An 18,001-nucleotide genomic window follows, 5' to 3' on the forward strand; every position below is an offset into this window, starting at 1 on the left:
CTAACAACTAATTTTAAATAAATAATTAATAATAATTTTTATTTAAATATAAATAATCAAAACAAAAAAATATTGCTTTAATTCTAAAATGTATTTATAAACCTAAATATTCAAATACTAGCAGTGAGGTACATGAAATTGAAAAAAATTATTTTACTTTTAAGTTCTTTGATAATTAATAAAGCAGTATTTTCTGCAAATATGCTTCATTTAAATAGTAATTCTTATCATGTCAATTATTTTGAAAATGATTTAAATAAACAAGAATATAGTTATTCTATAGTTGAAGGAGATATTCTAGAAAAAAGAGGATTGAAAAATATAAAAGATAACTTAAGTGCTCCATATAATTATTCGAAATATTATTGGAACAATGGAATTATTTACTATTCATTTATTCCTTTTGAACAGAAGAATAGATATATTCATAAAAGAAATTTTACTTTTAGCGAAAAATCAATAATTAGATATGCAATGAATGAACTTGAAAAAATAGCTAATATAAGATTTGTAGAAGTTTTTGAAAAAGTTCGTTACAATTATCTTGAAATTATTGATGACGATGGATGCTATTCAGGAATTGGCGCTGATTATCCTCAAACTGTTTCATTAGGGTATGGTTGTCTTTATTCTGAAATTATACAACATGAGCTTATGCATTCCCTAGGATTTTTACATGAACAAAGTCGTGCAGATAGAAATTTCTATGTAAAAATTAATAAAGAAAATATCTTACCTGGTAAGGAAAGTAACTTTGATATTGGCCATCACTCTACCCTTCAATTTGGGGCATATGATTACTATTCCATTATGCATTATGCACTTAATGCTTTTAGTAAAGATCCAAGAAAATTAACTATAGTTCCTTTGTATCGAGGATTATATTGGAATTACATAGGTAACGGAAAGTCTTTAAGTCAATTAGATAAAGAGGCTCTCCAAAAAGCTTATGGCAAGTCTTTTCTAAAATAAATTAATTTTTTTGCTGTAATTCATTGTCTAAAACTAAAAAGTGGAATCCTATTAGGGAAATTAAGCCACATATAAAAATAGTATTCATTAGTGGCAATGGAGTATTATTATGAAAAAAACTTACAAAGAATGAACTTATGAATGCAATACTCCATTGAAAACAGCCATAGAATGCTGAAGCTGATCCAGCTTTTCTTTCTTGATTATTTAAAACGATCGAGATAGAATTGGGGCTTATAAAATTTAAAGATGCAATAAATATAAAAAGAGTTGCGTATATTCCAATTAAAATTGGTACGAATGAGGTTAATAAAAATAAAATAAATGAGGCAAAAAAAGCAATTTTAATCCCTAGTCGACAAATAGATTCAGGTGTCATAAAATTTAATAATTTCTTATTAATTTGAGCTGCAAGAAGAAGTCCTAAACCATTTATTCCAAAAAATATGCCGTATTCTTTTGGTGTTAAATGAAATAATTGAATAAAAACAAAGGGAGACCCTGCTATATATGCAAACATTCCTGCTCTGATTGAAACGTCAGGAATTAAATAGGCAATAAAATTTCTATCCTTTAAAAAATATAAATAATTTTTAAGTACTGTAGAAATATTCAGTTTTCTTTGAATGCTTTTATTCGTTTCAGGCAAGAAAAATAAAATTAAAAGTATGCTTATTAAATTAGCAGATGATAGAAAATAAAATATTGCACGCCAACCAAAATATTGATTAATAAAAGCCCCAATAGAAGGAGCGATTATTGGGGCGATTCCCATGACAATTGCCATATTCGATAAAAAAATAGCCACTTGTTTCTTTTCAAAAAGATCTCTCACTATTGCTCTACTTATAACCATGCTTGCACAGCCACCAAAAGCTTGTGCCACTCTGAAAAACAGAAATAAATAAATATTATTTGCAAAAGCACAACCCAATGTTGCAAAAAAGTAAAGTATCATTCCTGCTATTAAAGGTTTTTTTCTCCCAAATTTATCTGATAAAGGTCCATATACAAGTTGCCCAACTGCCATTCCAATGAAAAATAAAGAAACAGATAGTTCAACGAGCGGCATTGAGGTTTTTAAATCATTTTGAATGTTACTAAATGCAGGTAAATACATGTCTATCGTAAGCGGATCAAAAGCCGTTAGACAGCCTAATAATACTACAAGCCAATTTTTTTTATCACCATTTAGAAGTAAAGAATATTTCATACAAATTTCCCAATTATGATCTTAGAAAATCTAGTGGAAATTTTCTAAGATCGCAATTGAAAAAGGAAAAATCTCACTTGAAAATAGTTTCTAGAAAAAATTTATAAAGTAGTGATCATTTATTCACAGATTATTTTTTAATAAATTTACAACGTAGTTAAATTGCTGCTCAAAAATATTGGTATTTTGTAGAATTCTGGATTGTATTAAGGAGCCTTGAAGTAAACTTAAAGCAGTTTGTGCTGTTATTTGTGCTTTTGACTCATTTTGTCCAAAATCTTTAGCTAGTATAAAGAAAATATTTGTTAAGTTTTTTAGAATATTTTTTGATTCAAGATAAAAGTCATCATTAGCGCAATTATCTATCGTCATTACATCTAGGAGGCACGCATTTTTTCCATTTTGATAAAATTCTTTTAAAATTACTTCCAAACTTTTTAATCTTTCTTCTGGTGTTAATTGTGAAGTTACTAACGCTTGTAAATCTTTTTCTATCCAAGAATTTGCAGCTTTCATAACTTCGAATGCCATTTCTTTCTTTCCACCTGGAAAGTAGTGATAAAGACTAGCCTTACCGAGTCCAGTTGCTTGCGATATTTGTCTAAGACTTAGTCCTTCATATCCAAATTTTCTAAATTCATTTATAAGTATTTGTATTATTTCGATTTTTGTCATTTATGCAAGTCCTTCTTCACTATCGCAAATATTCAAAAAGATTTCTTTGCTGTACCAAATGTTCGGTACTATAGAGTAGTTCATAAATATCCCTTTGTAAAGATAAATTTTCTTTATTTTTCCCTAAAATTTCAAAGTTGTAGGAGAATATTAAAATATTAGCAACCATGAGTAGCTATAAATGTATTTAAAACACTTGAAGACACTCTTTAACTATCTCAATGAAATATTTAAGATAAAAATAATATATTAAAAAAGAAAATGATTACAGAATAAATTATTTATATTTTCTTAAATTACTTTAATTAAAGTAATTAAGAGCGAGTTTGAAATAATTACTTTAACACTATATATAATTTTTAATATATTGATATTATTAAATAAAAAAGTGTATTTTGGTTATAATACTGCTTACAAAAAGTAAAATATTTTTTTATCTTATAATATTTATAATTAAAGCGATTAAATAAATTCTTGCCTTGTTAATTTAAAAATAACTCCAATATTTTAAATTAAATGTAAATATTCAATATAAACAAAATATTAATGAATGAAATTTGAAAAAATTAAATTATTTCTAACTAAAAAAATTAGGTTACCATAATTACAAGATAAAAAAAAGAATTATAAAATAAGTGAACTATTACGAAATTAACTTATTTAATATAATTATATTTTGCGAGTTAAATATCATGATTTATTTATTAGTTAAAATGTATAAATTAAATTTGATTTTAATCATGCCATAAAATAATAATTTTTTATCATTCAAAAAGAATGGGAATCTAAACAAGGAGTATTTTATGATTAAAAATACATTACTTAATTTTGGTAAAAAATATTTATTAACAAGTAGTTGTATGGTTATAGCTGGAATTAATTATACTCATTTGGTGAACGCCAAAGAAATTCCATCTAATCAAAACTATGATAAATTTTTGAATAATTGCATGTTGAAAGTTAGTGAATTAAAATCTACTGAAAATATATTTAATGGAATAAAAAATATTGATTCTAAATGCTTTAATAGGTTGTCATTTTTTCATAATGACTCAATTAAGTTTTTAGTAAGCGATGAAAATATGCTTAAAGTTTCAGATAATCTAAAGGAAAATATATCTAACATCTATGCTGAAATAAAACCCAATCTATCTGAGGGTAATTTAGGGACAGGTATAATAAATAGTGAAAAAAAACAAAACCTTCTTAAGTTAGCAGCAATACTAAATAACGCTTACTATATTAACTCTCTTGATAATAAATATGTAATGGATACAGAAATTGGAAAAAAAATAAGAAACAATATTGCTGATATAACTTATAAATTTGCAATAATTACTCATTCTCAAAAAGAAGAAAGTACAGATAAAAAAAATAAAGACTATATTGAATTCAAAGAGCTAGCTAAAGAAATTTATTCATTAATAGGGTCTTCAAAATCATATGAAGAATCGTTAAGTTTAATTGAATATGTGACAGAAAATCACGACTATATAACAAAGAATAACACACTTTTAATATTTTCAATTATTCCAATCCAAATTGCATTATCAGCGTCACATGATGCAGGAGGAATATTTTATAAAAACGAAGAAAATAAAATAAAAATTGAAAAAGTAGTAAAGAATATACAAAAAATATTGTCAACTGATTATATTCCAGAATCTAAAACATTTTATGAGAACTATATTTTGCAATTAGGAAAATTTTTAAGATATAAAGATTTTCAAAATAGTATAGTTAATACAATGAAAGAAGTCATTCGAAAAACCACAGGTGGAAACTATAAAGATGCAAAAGAAAAACCAAGTACTTTCTGGTTTGAAGCAGTTTCTGCTTTGGAATACTATGGGTTGATTAATACAGAAAATTGTATATCATTTGTTGACAAAAATAACTTTAATGCTTGTAAAGCTAAAACTAATTTAGGTAAGTCACTATTTAAAAATAGATTTGTATATGATGAAGGTGCCATAGTTATTCATTCGGCATTGAATAAAATAGACACTAATAAAGTATACTATGCTATGAAACAAGTAGAAAGTAAATTTAAACAAGAAATGCAATTATTTGAACCTATTAAAAAAGATAAAAATAAGAGATTATATGTATATATCTATCCAACAAAAAAGGATTATCAAGATTATAAACCGTATGCAAGTGATCTAGATAAACAAGAGGATGGTGGTGTATATATTGATTCAAGAGGTGCTTTTTATACCTATGCAGAAAGTCCATATTTCCAAGACTTGATAAAACATGAATATGTTCATTATTTAAATAGCAGGTACTTATATAAATATTTTGCTAAAACAAATAGTAGTAAGGATATTTGGAAATATATGGACTGGTTTGTAGAAGGCAGTGCAGAATTATTCTCAGGATCAAAACAAGATGGAATTGGAATTTCATCACTCGAATACAATTATATGAAGGAATATAATAAAAATAAAATTCCAAATATTTATGAAATTGTAGATTCAAAATATGATGCAAGTTATACAAACAGATTTTTATTAAATCATTTTTTGTTTTTTAATAAAAGAAGCATTTTTGATGATATTATATTAAGTATTAAAAATAATAATTTAAATAATTTTAAGAAAATTATAATAGAACTTTTGACTAGTAAAGAATTAAATGAAGAATTTAAAAATTATGTATATAATTTATCCTTTGATGAAAGTAGTGTAGCAAATTTAAAAAGTAATACGGAAACCTTATTTGCAGATAGAATATCTTTTGAAAATAGCTTGAAAAATTTATCATTTAATCCTAAATGTGAAACTATAAGTAGTTCTGAAGGTGGAAATACAATTGCAAGAGTTAGTTGTAGTTTTGATTATCCAAAAGAAAGGGAAAGAGATTTATATCAATTATTATCTAGTGACATTAAAAATGATCAAACAAACTGCACATATAATAATTCGTTAAAAATATTTTCTTGTGAAACTCCAGTATTGTTAGCAAAAAGAAATGAAATTTCATCTCAAATGCTTAAAAATATAGATGCAGTTAATAAAGAACAGTTTGATAGAATATTTCCAGTAATTAATGATAATTTTATTTTTTATAAAAATGATATTTATTCTTCTTATCTAGCAAAAGGAAACAAAGAGGAAGGTTGGTATTACAATTACTATGTTAATGATAGTAATCTTGATTTTAAAGTAGATAGTGATGGTGAATACTCTCTAAAAAATCTAGATAATTATGAAAAAGTTACTAAAACAGTGTTAATTAATGGTAGTGAATTTCATTTATCATTTTTTAAATTTCTAGGTTTTGATAAAAGAATGTTTGCAAAAAAGATAACAGTAAGAAAAATTGTTAATGGAAATGATGATAAATATGATTTAGCATCGCATTCTCTATATAGAAATGAAGGAAGCATAGAAAATGTTGATGATGGATTTAGAATATTTGATGCTAAATTTCGTTATGATGAAGTAAATGATTATGATTTTGTAATTGATAAAGCAAAGGTTCCTAAAGGAGCAATTGCAGAAATATATAACAGATACATGCTATATTATGTGAATAAAAACCCTACTGATAAAGACGAAGTTGGTTTTAAAGTTTATAAACATGGAAAATTAGAGGGTGAATTATTGTTAAAAGTAGATAGCTCTCTAGATAGTTCATATCTAGATGAGATTAAGAATAATAGTTCAAGTTTTGCGGAAGAAATTAACTTTTCTATTAGTAATAGCGAACGCTACTTAGACTTTTTCATATATGATCATATTAGTGCCGTTGAGGAGGGTGTTAAATATAATTACACTATAGTTAACAAACCAAATTGTCATACTCAAAGCTATGTAAGAGATGATGGATTATTTAGATTTATTATTAACAAACAATGTGATGTTTTAAATGATTCAGTAATCGTTGCGATGACTAAGATTACTAATAAAAATCTTGAGCATGTCAAAAATATTAAAATAAACTTTTCTATAATTAAAAAATAGAAAAAAATTTAAGTATGCTACTGAATATGCTATTATTTTCTTTGAAAATTTACTCTACTTTAGTTAGCATATTTAACTATATTTTTCTTTATAACTAAGTCTCTCAAATTTCCAATGCTATCCCAAAATTTCTCACATAATATTTTATTTTTTTCATAAAAACTTTTTCCAAATACTAGAAAATAGTCCTTCGATATTACTGGAGGGGATAGTTTAATTAAATTTTTGGCTTTTAATTTTCTAATAAATAAATCAACAGTCATACTTTGTGAAACTAATCCATCTAATCTGCCTGAATCAACTTTTTTAACTAAAATTTCTGAGCCTTTACTCTCTTCATATGGAATAGAAAGTTTTTTTAAAATATCTATTACGGCATAACCTCGGTTTACACCAATTTCTGAGTTTAAATTACTTAGGGTTTTTCCATCCCATGTCAACTTACTTTTCTTATTTTTATAAAAATGATAGTCTAAAGAAGCAACACGATTTTTATGATTTAGTTCTCCATTTTTTAAAAGAGGATAAACTCCACTTTCTTGTCTTTCAGGTAAAAAAGAGAAAATAAAAACTCCATCAACTTCTCCTTTGGCAAGAAGTTGAAAAACCCTATTTGTAGGTACTCGAATTATATTTATGTCAGCCTTAATTTTCTTTGCTGCTGCAGTAATAATATCTATTGACAATCCTGGAGGATGAAAAATATTTTCTCCATTTCCAATTTGCCAAGGAGGCGCATCATTGTCCGGGTAACAAAGTTTAATTGTTACAGCATAAGTATTAAAAAAAATAAAACTCATAAGTAAAGTAGAGAAAATTCTGCAAGTCATAATTTTACTTTCTTGCTACATTTCTTAATTAAATTTAATGTATATTTTGATAAAATTTAATTATTTTAGAATATTCACCAGATTCTATTAGTTTTTTTAAACCATTGTTAAAAAGTATATTCTTATCTTTATAATTTTTTATACTTTTTGACCAAGCAATATAAAGTTTATGGCTTTTAATTGCAGGTGATATAAAAAAGAATGAATTTTTTGATAGTAAGAGTTCTGGTGAATTTCTTTTATAGTAATGGGCTACATTTTTATCTATCACAACAATATCTACTTTATTTTCATCAAGTAGTATTAAATTTTTTTCATCAGATGTAGAATCAATTTTATTAAGTTCTGTATTTTTATCAAAGTACTCTTCATTTACATAACCTCTAACAATACCAAAACGATAATTTTTTAATTTTTCATATGATTTTTGTAAGTTGTTTTTATCAATTGTTATATTAAATTTTAACTTATTTTTTTCATTAATTAAAAATCCAACTTCACTATCTAAAAAAGGATCTGAAAATTCAAAGTATTCTTCTTTACTTTTATCAAAGTATTCTGGCAAGTATCCATCAAGATTATCTTTTCCGGTTTCAGCTTCTTTTACAGCTCTAGCCCAAGGTAAGAAGACGAGATTTAATTTGTATCCTTCCATTTCTAAGGCTCTTTGAACTATTTTTGCAATTAAGCCTTGAGAATATAAGTCTTCACCTATATAGGGACTCCATTCTGAAGTAGCAAGTTTTATCACTCCCATAGAATAACTGTTAAAGTTTATTCCAAAAAAAATACAAACGATATAAAATTTTAATATATTTAACATGTTACCCTGTTTTAAACATTTAATCTTATTTATAGAATAGACTAGTTAAATTTTAAAACATAAGGCATTTTTTTTCGAATTTAGTTAGGAAATTTATTTGACTAACTTTTTCAATGGAAAAAATGTCGAAATAAGTTCATATAAAGTAAAAGAGGGGTTAACATTCATTAACCCCCCTCACTTATATTTTAATTCATTGAAATTAATTAAAATTTTCACAACTTCCATTAGCGCATAATTTTAAAGTTCCATCTCCAAAAGTATATTCAAATCCAGCATCAGAATTAGTACTATTAAATGTATTTTCTGCTTCACTACAAAAAGTATCTGCAGCACTTAAACCAGAAGTTGATTTTAAGGAACTAAAAATCATATTACCCTTAGTATTTGAGCCATTTAGGTTAATATCTCCGGCACAAATCGTAGTTCCTTTCTCTTTAGTTACTGATATTAGAACTTTCCCTATAGAATTCACAACAGCTTTTGTTAAGTCTAATTTTAATTTTACTTTTTTTCTTGTGGCATCTGGATCTGCCAAATCATCTGTGGCATCTGGATCTGCCAAATCATCTGTGGCATCTGGATCTACCAAATCATCTGTGGCATCTGGATCTACCAAATCATCTGTGGCATCTGGATCTACCAAATCATCTGTGGCATCTGGATCTGCTAATCCTTCTGTGCCATTTGGGTCCACAAATCCTTCCCAAACAGAAAGTAAGGAAATATTTTTAATTTTTCCATCTGGTTTGTTATCAGACTTGTTTTCAGCAGGCTTACTTTCAGTTTTATTGCCATTGCTTTTGCCACAAGAGATTAATGCGGAAGCTGAAATTAATGAAATAATTGTTTTTTTGAAAACAGACATGGTTCCCTCTAACTAAAAGAAATTATTTAAGAAATAAAATATTGATATAATTAAGAATTTATTAAAAAATTAAAAATACAAAAAATCATTCCTATCATACGACATTTTATTACATAATCATTAATAAAAATGTAGTTTTTATTGTTAATTTGATTAATATTCAAAGTCAATTATTAATTTTGTGTATTATATTAAATTTAGTTAACTATATTTATAATATATTTGACCTACTTTATTTACCATGAAGGATGTTTAAAATCTAAGACACTAAAAAAAGAGGGGTTAATATTTCATTAACCCCTCTTCGTAATTTATATTTATTTTAATTTAATTAATTAAAATTTTTACAACCAGTTCCATCGCATATTTCTAATGTGCCATCTTTAAAAGTATATTGTAAACCTTTCCCTGCGTTTTCAATATTTAAATTAGTTGACATAGTAATACAAGTTGTATCAGCTTCAATTTTTGTTACTGTTTTAGAAGAAGAATAGTAAGAAGAAGCGGACATAGAGGAAAACTTCATGTTTCCAGTAATATTTGATCCTTTTAACTCAATATTTCCTATACATTTAATATAATTAGCATCTTTAGAAAGTTTTATTGAACCAGTACCAGTAGAACCCACAATTGCTTTTGTTAAATCAATTTGCAATTGAGCTTTGTCACTTGTTCCAGATAAATCAAGAGTTCCTTCCCAAACTGAGAGTATGGAAGTATTTTTTGGCTTGCTTTCGGATTTTTTATTATCACCACTTTTACCACAAGAAATGATAGTTATAGCTGAAATTAAAGATACGATTGAATTTTTGATTATTGACATATTTTCCTCTAAATAATTAAAAATATATTAGTAAAATAAAGTATTTAAGTAGATTTAAGTTAGTAATTAAAATTATAAATACAAGGGGTTTAATTCTAGAATATGAAATTTCATTACAAAAAAATTAATAAAATTTTCATGCTTATTTAATAAACTGATTAATTTTAAAAGTCAACTATATATTTTGTGCATTTTTTTAAATTAAATTAAATTAAATTCTTTTTTATTTGTTACTTAAATGATTTTTCATTTATAAGTGTTTGATATTTAAGAGTAAAAAAATTTAAATTTTTTTTTTGATTTCTGTATTGACTTAAAGAAAAAAAACATATACAAACCAACTAATCGGTAGGCAAGTTTGCCTAGCTTTAAACATCCTAAATGAAAGGTAGGGCTGATATGAATTCAACATTTTTTTCAAAAAAATTACTTGTAGTTGGTGGAACAAGCGGTATGGGGCTTGAAACAGCTAAAATTTTAGCAAAAGGCGGTGCTAAGGTCATAGTGACTGGCTCTTCTGTAGACAAAACTAAAGAAGCTTTAGAGGTTTTGAATAGTATAGGTGAAGCCAAAGGATATACTATTGATTTAACTAAAGAAAATGAAGTAAATCAATTTCTTGAAGTGTTATCTCAAGAGCACAGTGACATTGACTATCTTGTGAATGCAGCTGGAGTTTTCTTTCCTAAACCATTTTTAGAGCATCTAGATAATGACTATGACATTTATCACAAAATTAATAAGTCATTTTTCTTTATTACTCAAAAAGTTGCTCAAAATATGGTAAAAAATAATAAAATGGGTTCTATTGTAAATATAGGTTCTATGTGGGCTAAACAAGCAGTTGCGGCAACCCCCTCGTCGGCATACTCAATGGCGAAATCAGGATTGCATTCTTTAACACAACATTTAGCAATGGAATTGGCTCCGCATAAAATTAGAGTCAATGCAGTTTCTCCTGCTGTAGTTCAAACTCCAATATATGAAGGATTTATCCCTAAAGAACAAGTACATGCTGCTTTAGAGGGTTTTAATACCTTCCATCCAATCGGTAGAGTTGGGCGTCCAAATGACGTTGCAGAAGTAGTTGCCTTCTTGCTTTCAGATAAATCTTCATGGGTAACTGGAGCAATCTGGGATGTAGATGGCGGAGTTATGGCTGGTAGAAATAAATACTAAAAAAATAATATTAAATAGAAGGATTTATTTATGAATAGAAAAGTTTTAACAGAAAAGTTTTTAGCAACTATTGATTCAAAATATGATGGAATTATTGTGAGAGATTTAAAGGGTAATTTTGAAAAATATATTTACTCTGAAAATTTAACAGATAAAGAAATTGCTTTATATCTTATATCACTTAGTAAAACACTTGAAAGTAAAATTCTTGTAAATTTAGCTTTAGAATATGCTACTTTTTTAGATATTAGACCAGATGAAATTGAAGAAGCACAAGAAATTCCAGGAATAAATGGTATGCTAAATACTTACCATAAATTTAGGCATTTTATTGACATCAGCGATAAAGAAGCTAGCAAAGAGTATGGTGCTGTTGGATTAAGAATGGGCATATTAGGTAAAAGCAAAATGCCTCAATCTCATTTTGAACTAATTTTTATTGCTATTAGTATATTAAATAGCTGTGAAAAATGCGTTCTTGCGCATGAACAACATGCAGTTCAAGTCGGGGTTCAAAGAACAAAAATTCATGATATAGTTAGATTAACAGGGATTCTTAAGGGATTAATAGAAATATCTAAAAACTAAAACTACAGTTAAAGGAGTCTTTAAAAAAAGACTCCTTTTTCATTTATAATCCAGTATTTAAAAAAAATAACAGAATATCTTTCCATCGATTGAAATTCTATCAAAAATTAAAATATACTATCATTCTTGCTTTTGAATAGGAGCTATTCAACTAAGCACTTATCTAATTATTGGTAAATTTTAGAGGAAATAGAATGAAAAAATTAATTAGAGGTATTACTGATTTTAGAAAAAATGTGCTTGAGGGTTATCGTGAAACTTTTGCGCGTCTTGCTTTAGGTCAATCTCCTGATGTTTTATTTATAGCCTGCTCAGATAGCAGAGTTGTTCCCAATTTATTTGCTTCTACAGATCCTGGAGATTTATTTGTTGTAAGAAATGTTGGAAACCTGATTCCTCCCTGTCAAGAAGATGGTCAATCTGTTGGAGATGAATCAGAAGCTGCAGCGATAGAGTTCTCATTGTTAACTTTGAAAGTATCAAGCATCATTATTTGTGGACACTCTGAATGTGGCGCTATGCAAGGTATTCTAGCAGGAAGAAATAACATTTCGTCTCCAAATCTTCGTTCTTGGTTGCAGTACGGAGAAAAATCTTTGAAAAAGTTACATGAAGGGTTTAGTCTTGATAAGAGTTTAAAGTTGCACAATCAATTATCACAAGTAAATGTCATTGAACAAAAGAAAAATATGGAATCATACCCTATTGTTGCCGAGCTTATTAAGCAGAATAAATTGAAGATATATTGTTGGTGGTTTGATATAGCAACTGCTGATGTTTATTCATTTAATGAATCTTTAGGAAGATTTAAAATTTTAGATGATGAAGAGGCAGAATTATTGTTATCAAGTTTAAATTACTAATTTTAATTATCAGCAAATAAAAAAGATAATTTTAAGATTCATTTTTATTGTTATAAGACTTTATTTTTTATAGATATTTTCTTTGTCATTGAAAAAATTTATTAAAGAGAAAAAAAGACCAATTCTCTTAATAGAAATTCTGTTTAATTCAGAGTTGGAAGTTAATATATATGTTCTATCTTTTGATGATTCAATAACACCGGAGGAGCTAAAAGAAATTTTAGTAAAAGGATTTATAAATTGATTATAAATAATTTGGCATTTTCCTTCAACTATAATTTCAATTTCTGAGGCATCGAAAACTTTTTTTGTAATTCCTTCCGGATGTTCATTAACTAATTTACAATCATTATTATATTCTATTAAAGCCTTTGCTCGTAAGGGTAATTTTTTATTATTTGGTAAATACTCAGAAGGTTGTTCAGAAAATATCAAATTTTCTTTCAGTAAATAATTTTCAATGTATCTACGATTCATAATTTCATAATTTATTGGAATAGAAAGACCAAAAATAACTTGATAAATAGAAGATAATATTAATGAAGTAAATGATATATTTTTTAACCATTTTGTTTTAGAATTGTATGTTAAAATAAAAATGGACATGCAAAATGAAAAAATAGATAAAACTGTAGAAAAAGATAACAATCTCCATGGGAATTGAATAAAATTAGCACCAGGAATATTTTCATAAAACAATGCCGAAAATGGTGTTTGTAAAAATATATAAATAAAAATACAAATTAAAGATGCAAAGTATATATTTCTTTTATTTTCTATATTATTAAAAGATATTTTCTTAAAAAATAAAAGAAAAATTGTAGAAGTTGTAAATAGAATCGAAAGTAAATTAAATACTCTTCCAATTTCCGCAGTTACACCAATGGATGATTTTCCCCAAATGTATCTCGTATTTATTAAGTATCTTTCAAATAAAGGAAAGTTATTTAATGGATTTAAAGATTCTTGAACAAGAACTGAGAAGCTATATATTTTTTTATAATTTATTATTCCTATTGCATATATACTACAAAAAAGAATTACAACAAAAAATGTTACTAAAATAGGAAAATAATTTTTTAATTTTAAATATCTATTATTTTCAAATAAAAATATAGAGTAAAAAGTAATTACAATAAAAAAAGCATAGTAACAAATTACAATGTGAGAATAAAACATGCAACTTAAAACTAAACCAATTTTTATACCAGTATTTTTATTTAAAAGTAACTGAATACAGTAGTAAAGTAACCAAGGAATAAAAATCATTGCTGTCAATTCTGCTACAGCTCCCCTTATTAGCCAATTTGAGATTGTATAATTTGAAAATATAAAAAGTAAGGATGCACATAATGCATATTGATAATTTAATCCAATTTTGCTTATAAGTTTATACATTCCAACTCCACCTGTAAATAGTAAAATTGGTATTGCTAATTTAACTCCCAAATAAATAGAACCTAATGGAAATGCTAAAAGAGCTGCAAGAGTATTAAAAAACCTATGGTATAAAAATGGGAATGCAGAGCCATAACCATTTTGACCGTAGGAAGTCCATAATGGAAAAAAATTTCCTTTCTGAAATTCAAAATGAAATGCTGCTACCCTATCAAATAAATGCATTCCATCATGATTTCCTGGCCAGCCATCAATTTTCCAAACTGGGTATAATGCTACAAAGGAAAGCAATAATAGAAAAATGATGCTAAATAAATCATTCATACTTTTTGATTTATTGTGGTTAAAGTCATTCATTTTAAATCCTTCACTTAATGTTATCGATAACATTTTTCATTACTATATTTTTCAAATAAATTCATTAAATTAAACTTAATATTAGAAGCTATGAATTAAATCTAAAAAGAAATTGCATTTTTCTTCATTTTACCTAGAATAAAATTTTTTTAAGCGAGGTTTTAATGCGTACTAAGTTACTTATATCTTCTATTTTTTTTTCAACTTGTAGTTATGCAGAAGAAATCAATTTTTCTCAATACTATAAAGATGCAGAAGGATGCTTTTTCCTCTATGATGTGCAAAGTGATAAGTATGTTATAGAATATAAAACAGAGCTTTGTACAACCCCTACTCCACCCAATTCAACTTTTAAAATACCTTTAAGTATAATGGGATATGATAAAAAAATACTTAAAACCGCATCGTTACCAACTTGGGAATTTAAAAAAGAATATCTGAGAGATGGTGTAAAAGACTGGATGCCAAAGCAGTGGGTAAGTCCAGTAAATCCTACGATTTGGTTACAATATTCTGTAGTTTGGTATAGTGAAAAATTAGTGCATGAAATTGGTGAAAAAGATATTAATGTTTATTTAGAAAAATTTAATTATGGAAATAAAGACTTTAAAGGAATTTCTTCTGATAAAGAAAAACTTTTGATACCTTGGATTGATTCATCTTTGAAAATAACTGCTGTTGAACAACTACAATTTATGAAAAAATTTATTAAAAATGAATTACCAGTTAGCAAAGAAGCATTGCTAAAGACTAAGAAAAATTTATTTTTAGCAGATAAATCTGATATAAATAAAGTTTATGGGAAAACTGGCGCAGGTTATCTTGAAAATAGAATTGCACATGGATGGTTTGTTGGTTGGATTGAAAAAAATAATAACCAGTATATTTTCATTAGCCAAATTAAAGATAAAAATTCAAATGGTAAATTTAACCATTTAATCGCCAAAAATAATACCTTTGAATTTTTAAAAAAATTAAATTTCATAGCAGAAAAATGACATTTAATTTAAAAACTAAAATAAATAAAGTATTATTTTAACTGTATAGATAAAAATCAGGAGATAATATGAGTAATACTTTATATTCTAAATATGGTGGATTCGATGCCATTCAACAGGTTGTTAGCTTATTCTACAAAAAAGTTTTAGCGTCTGATAATTTATATCGTTTTTTTGAAAATACAGATATGACAAGACTAATAGAGCATCAAACACAATTTTTTTCTACGGCTTTAGGTGGCCCACAAGGTTATGATGTAAAGAAAATAAAAGCTGCGCATCAAAATTTAAAAATTAATGAAGCTGATTTTTCTGAAGTTGTAAAATTACTGAAAGAAACACTAGAAGAAGTTAAAATTGAAGGTAATGACATCAATTCAATTTTGACCGCAATTGGCGGATTTAAAAACGATATTGTTACTGCTTAGAAGTTAATATTTTGAAAGATAATGCCAAGCAAAAAGAAATTCGCCAACACTCCATGCTTGTGCAATGCAACCTCTCGGGGCATGCGGATAATCTGCATCAAAAATTTCACTAATAAAACCTATTCCTGCTTCGTTAATATGTTTTTCCATGGTTTCTAAAAATCCATATGCAACAGATTTATTCTTTGTCACTTTGTAATATGCAATAGCGTAATGCCCAAGAAGCCATCCCCAAACTGTACCTTGGTGATAAGCGGAATCTCTTTCAAATGGATTTCCTAAGTATTTTCCATAATAATTTTTAGACCCTTTCGCTAAAGATTTCATGCCAAAATAGTTTAACAATAACCTTCCACAATTATCTAAAATACAGCGTTTTTGATAGATAGTTAACGGAGAATATTCAAGAGACAAAGCAAGAATTTGATTTGGTCTTAAGGAATTATCAGGCTGATCATCTAAAGTTAAAACATCAGAACAATACTGTAATTTTTCATCCCAATATTTTTGGAATCCGTCTTCTGTTAATTTTATGTATTCGCTGAAGAAAGATTCGTCATGTTTGTTTAATATACTAGAAAATTGTCTTATAATACATAAGGCATTATACCAAAGAGCGTTTATTTCAATTGGTTTTCCTATTCTTGGAGTGACAACATAGTCACCAATTTTTGCATCCATCCATGTTAATTGAGATCCTTCTTGACCAGCATAAATTAATCCATCTGCAGGATCTATTTTAATATTATATTTAGTTCCTTTAATATGCCAAAGGATAATGTCTTTTAAAACAGGATAAAGTTCTTCAATAAGTGTAATGTTATTAGTAAATTTATAGTACTGAAAAACAGCATTAAAGTACCAAAGACTGGCATCTACTGTATTGTAATCTGGTATTTCTGAATCATCAGGAAAACGATTTGGTAATAAGCCATCATTAAGATAATACGAGTAATTAGTTAGAATAGAAGCTGCTATGTTAAATCTACCTGTAACAAGACAAATTCCAGGAAGACTGATCATGGTATCTCTTCCCCAATCACCAAACCAATGATATCCAGCTAAGATTGAGTATAAATACTCTTTTTGAACATTGTATTTTTTTATAATAAAAAAAGTACTACTGAGGATAAGTTGATTCACCCAATCAGGGGAATTTTTAACTTCTTTTTTCCAAAGATCAACAACAATATTATTATAAAGTTTAATTTCATTAGTAATACTTTCAAATGAGACAGTATCAATATTTTCATTACTACAAGCAATTAAAATTTCTGCACTATTATTTTTTGCTAATTTAAAACTTAATTTGCCTAATAGCAGATGATTTTCTAATGCTTCAAAACCTCTATTATTTTCTTCTTTTAAAAAATAATTGTAATATGTTATATTTTTAAGTTCAATACTATTAAAATTTGCTCTAATTTTTATAAAATTTTGTTTTATCGAATTACTTAAAACTATAATATCTTCTGTTTGTGTTATGTCTAAATCTATTTTGTTATTTTTTTGCAGCGAATGAAAATTTCTATTATTTCCAAATAAATTACATGACAAATTAATTGAGGCATCATCACTATTTAAAATAGAATACTTTATCGCTAGAATATTTTTATTGTAATGCAAAATTATACGTTTTTCAATTAAAATATCACTACATTTATAAATCCAAACAGGCATATTTTCATCGAGATAAAAAACATCCAAATAAATATTTCCATTAGGAATTATTGTTGCAGCATCATTCCAACAATTGGAATAAAGCAGATATTCTAATCCATCTTTTTCGAGAGTTTCTTCGATTTTTGTAATAAATAAATTTCGATTTAGAGGTGGCTGCTCTGCTAAAACAAATAAACCATGATATTTTCTAGTTAGAATACCTGAAACTGTACTAGATGCATAACTTCCATGTGCATTAGAAATTAACCATTCATTTTCTAATGCAGCATTTAAATTGCTTTTATTAAAGAAACAGTAAGGTCGGACATTTTCTTTTAAATGTTCCATTATAT

15 protein-coding genes are annotated in these 18,001 nt (G+C 26.6%); 7 read left to right on the plus strand and 8 right to left on the minus strand.

The annotated features are described in order from the left end of the window. The first annotated feature begins 132 nt into the window (after positions 1 to 132). Positions 133 to 972: a M12 family metallopeptidase gene (locus QEJ31_RS14895; protein ID WP_280591331.1), complete on the plus strand. Its 840-nt coding sequence runs from the start codon at positions 133 to 135 to the stop codon at positions 970 to 972. A gap of 1 nt (position 973) precedes the next feature. Here QEJ31_RS14895 and QEJ31_RS14900 read toward each other — a convergent pair whose 3' ends face one another. After that, complete coding sequence (locus QEJ31_RS14900; RefSeq protein WP_280591333.1) at positions 974 to 2,185, minus strand: multidrug effflux MFS transporter; 1,212 nt, start codon at positions 2,183 to 2,185, stop codon at positions 974 to 976. Positions 2,186 to 2,308: 123 nt separating this feature from the next. Further along, a complete protein-coding gene (locus tag QEJ31_RS14905) occupies positions 2,309 to 2,860 on the minus strand; it encodes a TetR/AcrR family transcriptional regulator (RefSeq protein WP_280591336.1) in 552 nt (183 codons plus the stop codon). Positions 2,861 to 3,663: 803 nt separating this feature from the next. Here QEJ31_RS14905 and QEJ31_RS14910 point away from each other — a divergent pair. Beyond that, positions 3,664 to 6,831, plus strand: a complete 3,168-nt coding sequence (locus tag QEJ31_RS14910) for a collagenase (RefSeq protein ID WP_280591338.1) — start codon at positions 3,664 to 3,666, stop codon at positions 6,829 to 6,831. A gap of 59 nt (positions 6,832 to 6,890) precedes the next feature. Here QEJ31_RS14910 and QEJ31_RS14915 read toward each other — a convergent pair whose 3' ends face one another. From QEJ31_RS14915 to QEJ31_RS14930, 4 genes are all read right to left on the minus strand, one after another. Beyond that, complete coding sequence (locus QEJ31_RS14915) at positions 6,891 to 7,661, minus strand: transporter substrate-binding domain-containing protein (RefSeq protein ID WP_280591340.1); 771 nt, start codon at positions 7,659 to 7,661, stop codon at positions 6,891 to 6,893. A 34-nt stretch (positions 7,662 to 7,695) separates the two neighbouring features. Continuing rightward, positions 7,696 to 8,484 (minus strand): transporter substrate-binding domain-containing protein, encoded by a 789-nt coding sequence (locus QEJ31_RS14920; RefSeq protein WP_280591342.1) that lies wholly within the window; start codon positions 8,482 to 8,484, stop codon positions 7,696 to 7,698. 202 nt (positions 8,485 to 8,686) lie between these two features. Further along, positions 8,687 to 9,352 carry a hypothetical protein gene (locus QEJ31_RS14925; protein ID WP_280591345.1) on the minus strand — a complete coding sequence of 222 codons (666 nt, stop codon included), beginning with the start codon at positions 9,350 to 9,352 and terminating at the stop codon, positions 8,687 to 8,689. 331 nt (positions 9,353 to 9,683) lie between these two features. Then, positions 9,684 to 10,175, minus strand: coding sequence for a hypothetical protein (locus tag QEJ31_RS14930; RefSeq protein ID WP_280591347.1), 492 nt, complete (start codon positions 10,173 to 10,175; stop codon positions 9,684 to 9,686). A gap of 399 nt (positions 10,176 to 10,574) precedes the next feature. Between QEJ31_RS14930 and QEJ31_RS14935 the strand changes: the two genes are divergently transcribed. From QEJ31_RS14935 to QEJ31_RS14945, 3 genes are all read left to right on the plus strand, one after another. Further along, positions 10,575 to 11,354 carry an SDR family oxidoreductase gene (locus QEJ31_RS14935; RefSeq protein ID WP_280591348.1) on the plus strand — a complete coding sequence of 260 codons (780 nt, stop codon included), beginning with the start codon at positions 10,575 to 10,577 and terminating at the stop codon, positions 11,352 to 11,354. A 30-nt stretch (positions 11,355 to 11,384) separates the two neighbouring features. Beyond that, positions 11,385 to 11,942 carry a carboxymuconolactone decarboxylase family protein gene (locus QEJ31_RS14940; protein ID WP_280591349.1) on the plus strand — a complete coding sequence of 186 codons (558 nt, stop codon included), beginning with the start codon at positions 11,385 to 11,387 and terminating at the stop codon, positions 11,940 to 11,942. A 194-nt stretch (positions 11,943 to 12,136) separates the two neighbouring features. Next, positions 12,137 to 12,805 carry a carbonic anhydrase gene (locus QEJ31_RS14945; protein ID WP_280591351.1) on the plus strand — a complete coding sequence of 223 codons (669 nt, stop codon included), beginning with the start codon at positions 12,137 to 12,139 and terminating at the stop codon, positions 12,803 to 12,805. Between the two features lie 60 nt (positions 12,806 to 12,865). Here QEJ31_RS14945 and QEJ31_RS14950 read toward each other — a convergent pair whose 3' ends face one another. Continuing rightward, positions 12,866 to 14,560, minus strand: a complete 1,695-nt coding sequence (locus QEJ31_RS14950; RefSeq protein ID WP_280591352.1) for a hypothetical protein — start codon at positions 14,558 to 14,560, stop codon at positions 12,866 to 12,868. 164 nt (positions 14,561 to 14,724) lie between these two features. Here QEJ31_RS14950 and QEJ31_RS14955 point away from each other — a divergent pair, with 164 nt between their 5' ends. Both QEJ31_RS14955 and QEJ31_RS14960 read left to right on the plus strand, forming a co-directional pair. Further along, positions 14,725 to 15,558, plus strand: coding sequence for a penicillin-binding transpeptidase domain-containing protein (locus QEJ31_RS14955; protein ID WP_280591354.1), 834 nt, complete (start codon positions 14,725 to 14,727; stop codon positions 15,556 to 15,558). Positions 15,559 to 15,626: 68 nt separating this feature from the next. Next, positions 15,627 to 15,986, plus strand: coding sequence for a group 1 truncated hemoglobin (locus QEJ31_RS14960; RefSeq protein ID WP_280591356.1), 360 nt, complete (start codon positions 15,627 to 15,629; stop codon positions 15,984 to 15,986). A gap of 3 nt (positions 15,987 to 15,989) precedes the next feature. Here QEJ31_RS14960 and QEJ31_RS14965 read toward each other — a convergent pair whose 3' ends face one another. Next, complete coding sequence (locus QEJ31_RS14965) at positions 15,990 to 17,996, minus strand: amylo-alpha-1,6-glucosidase (protein ID WP_280591359.1); 2,007 nt, start codon at positions 17,994 to 17,996, stop codon at positions 15,990 to 15,992. Positions 17,997 to 18,001 lie beyond the last annotated feature (5 nt).

The organism is Pigmentibacter sp. JX0631 (genome assembly GCF_029873255.1).
GTDB lineage: Bacteria > Bdellovibrionota_B > Oligoflexia > Silvanigrellales > Silvanigrellaceae > Silvanigrella.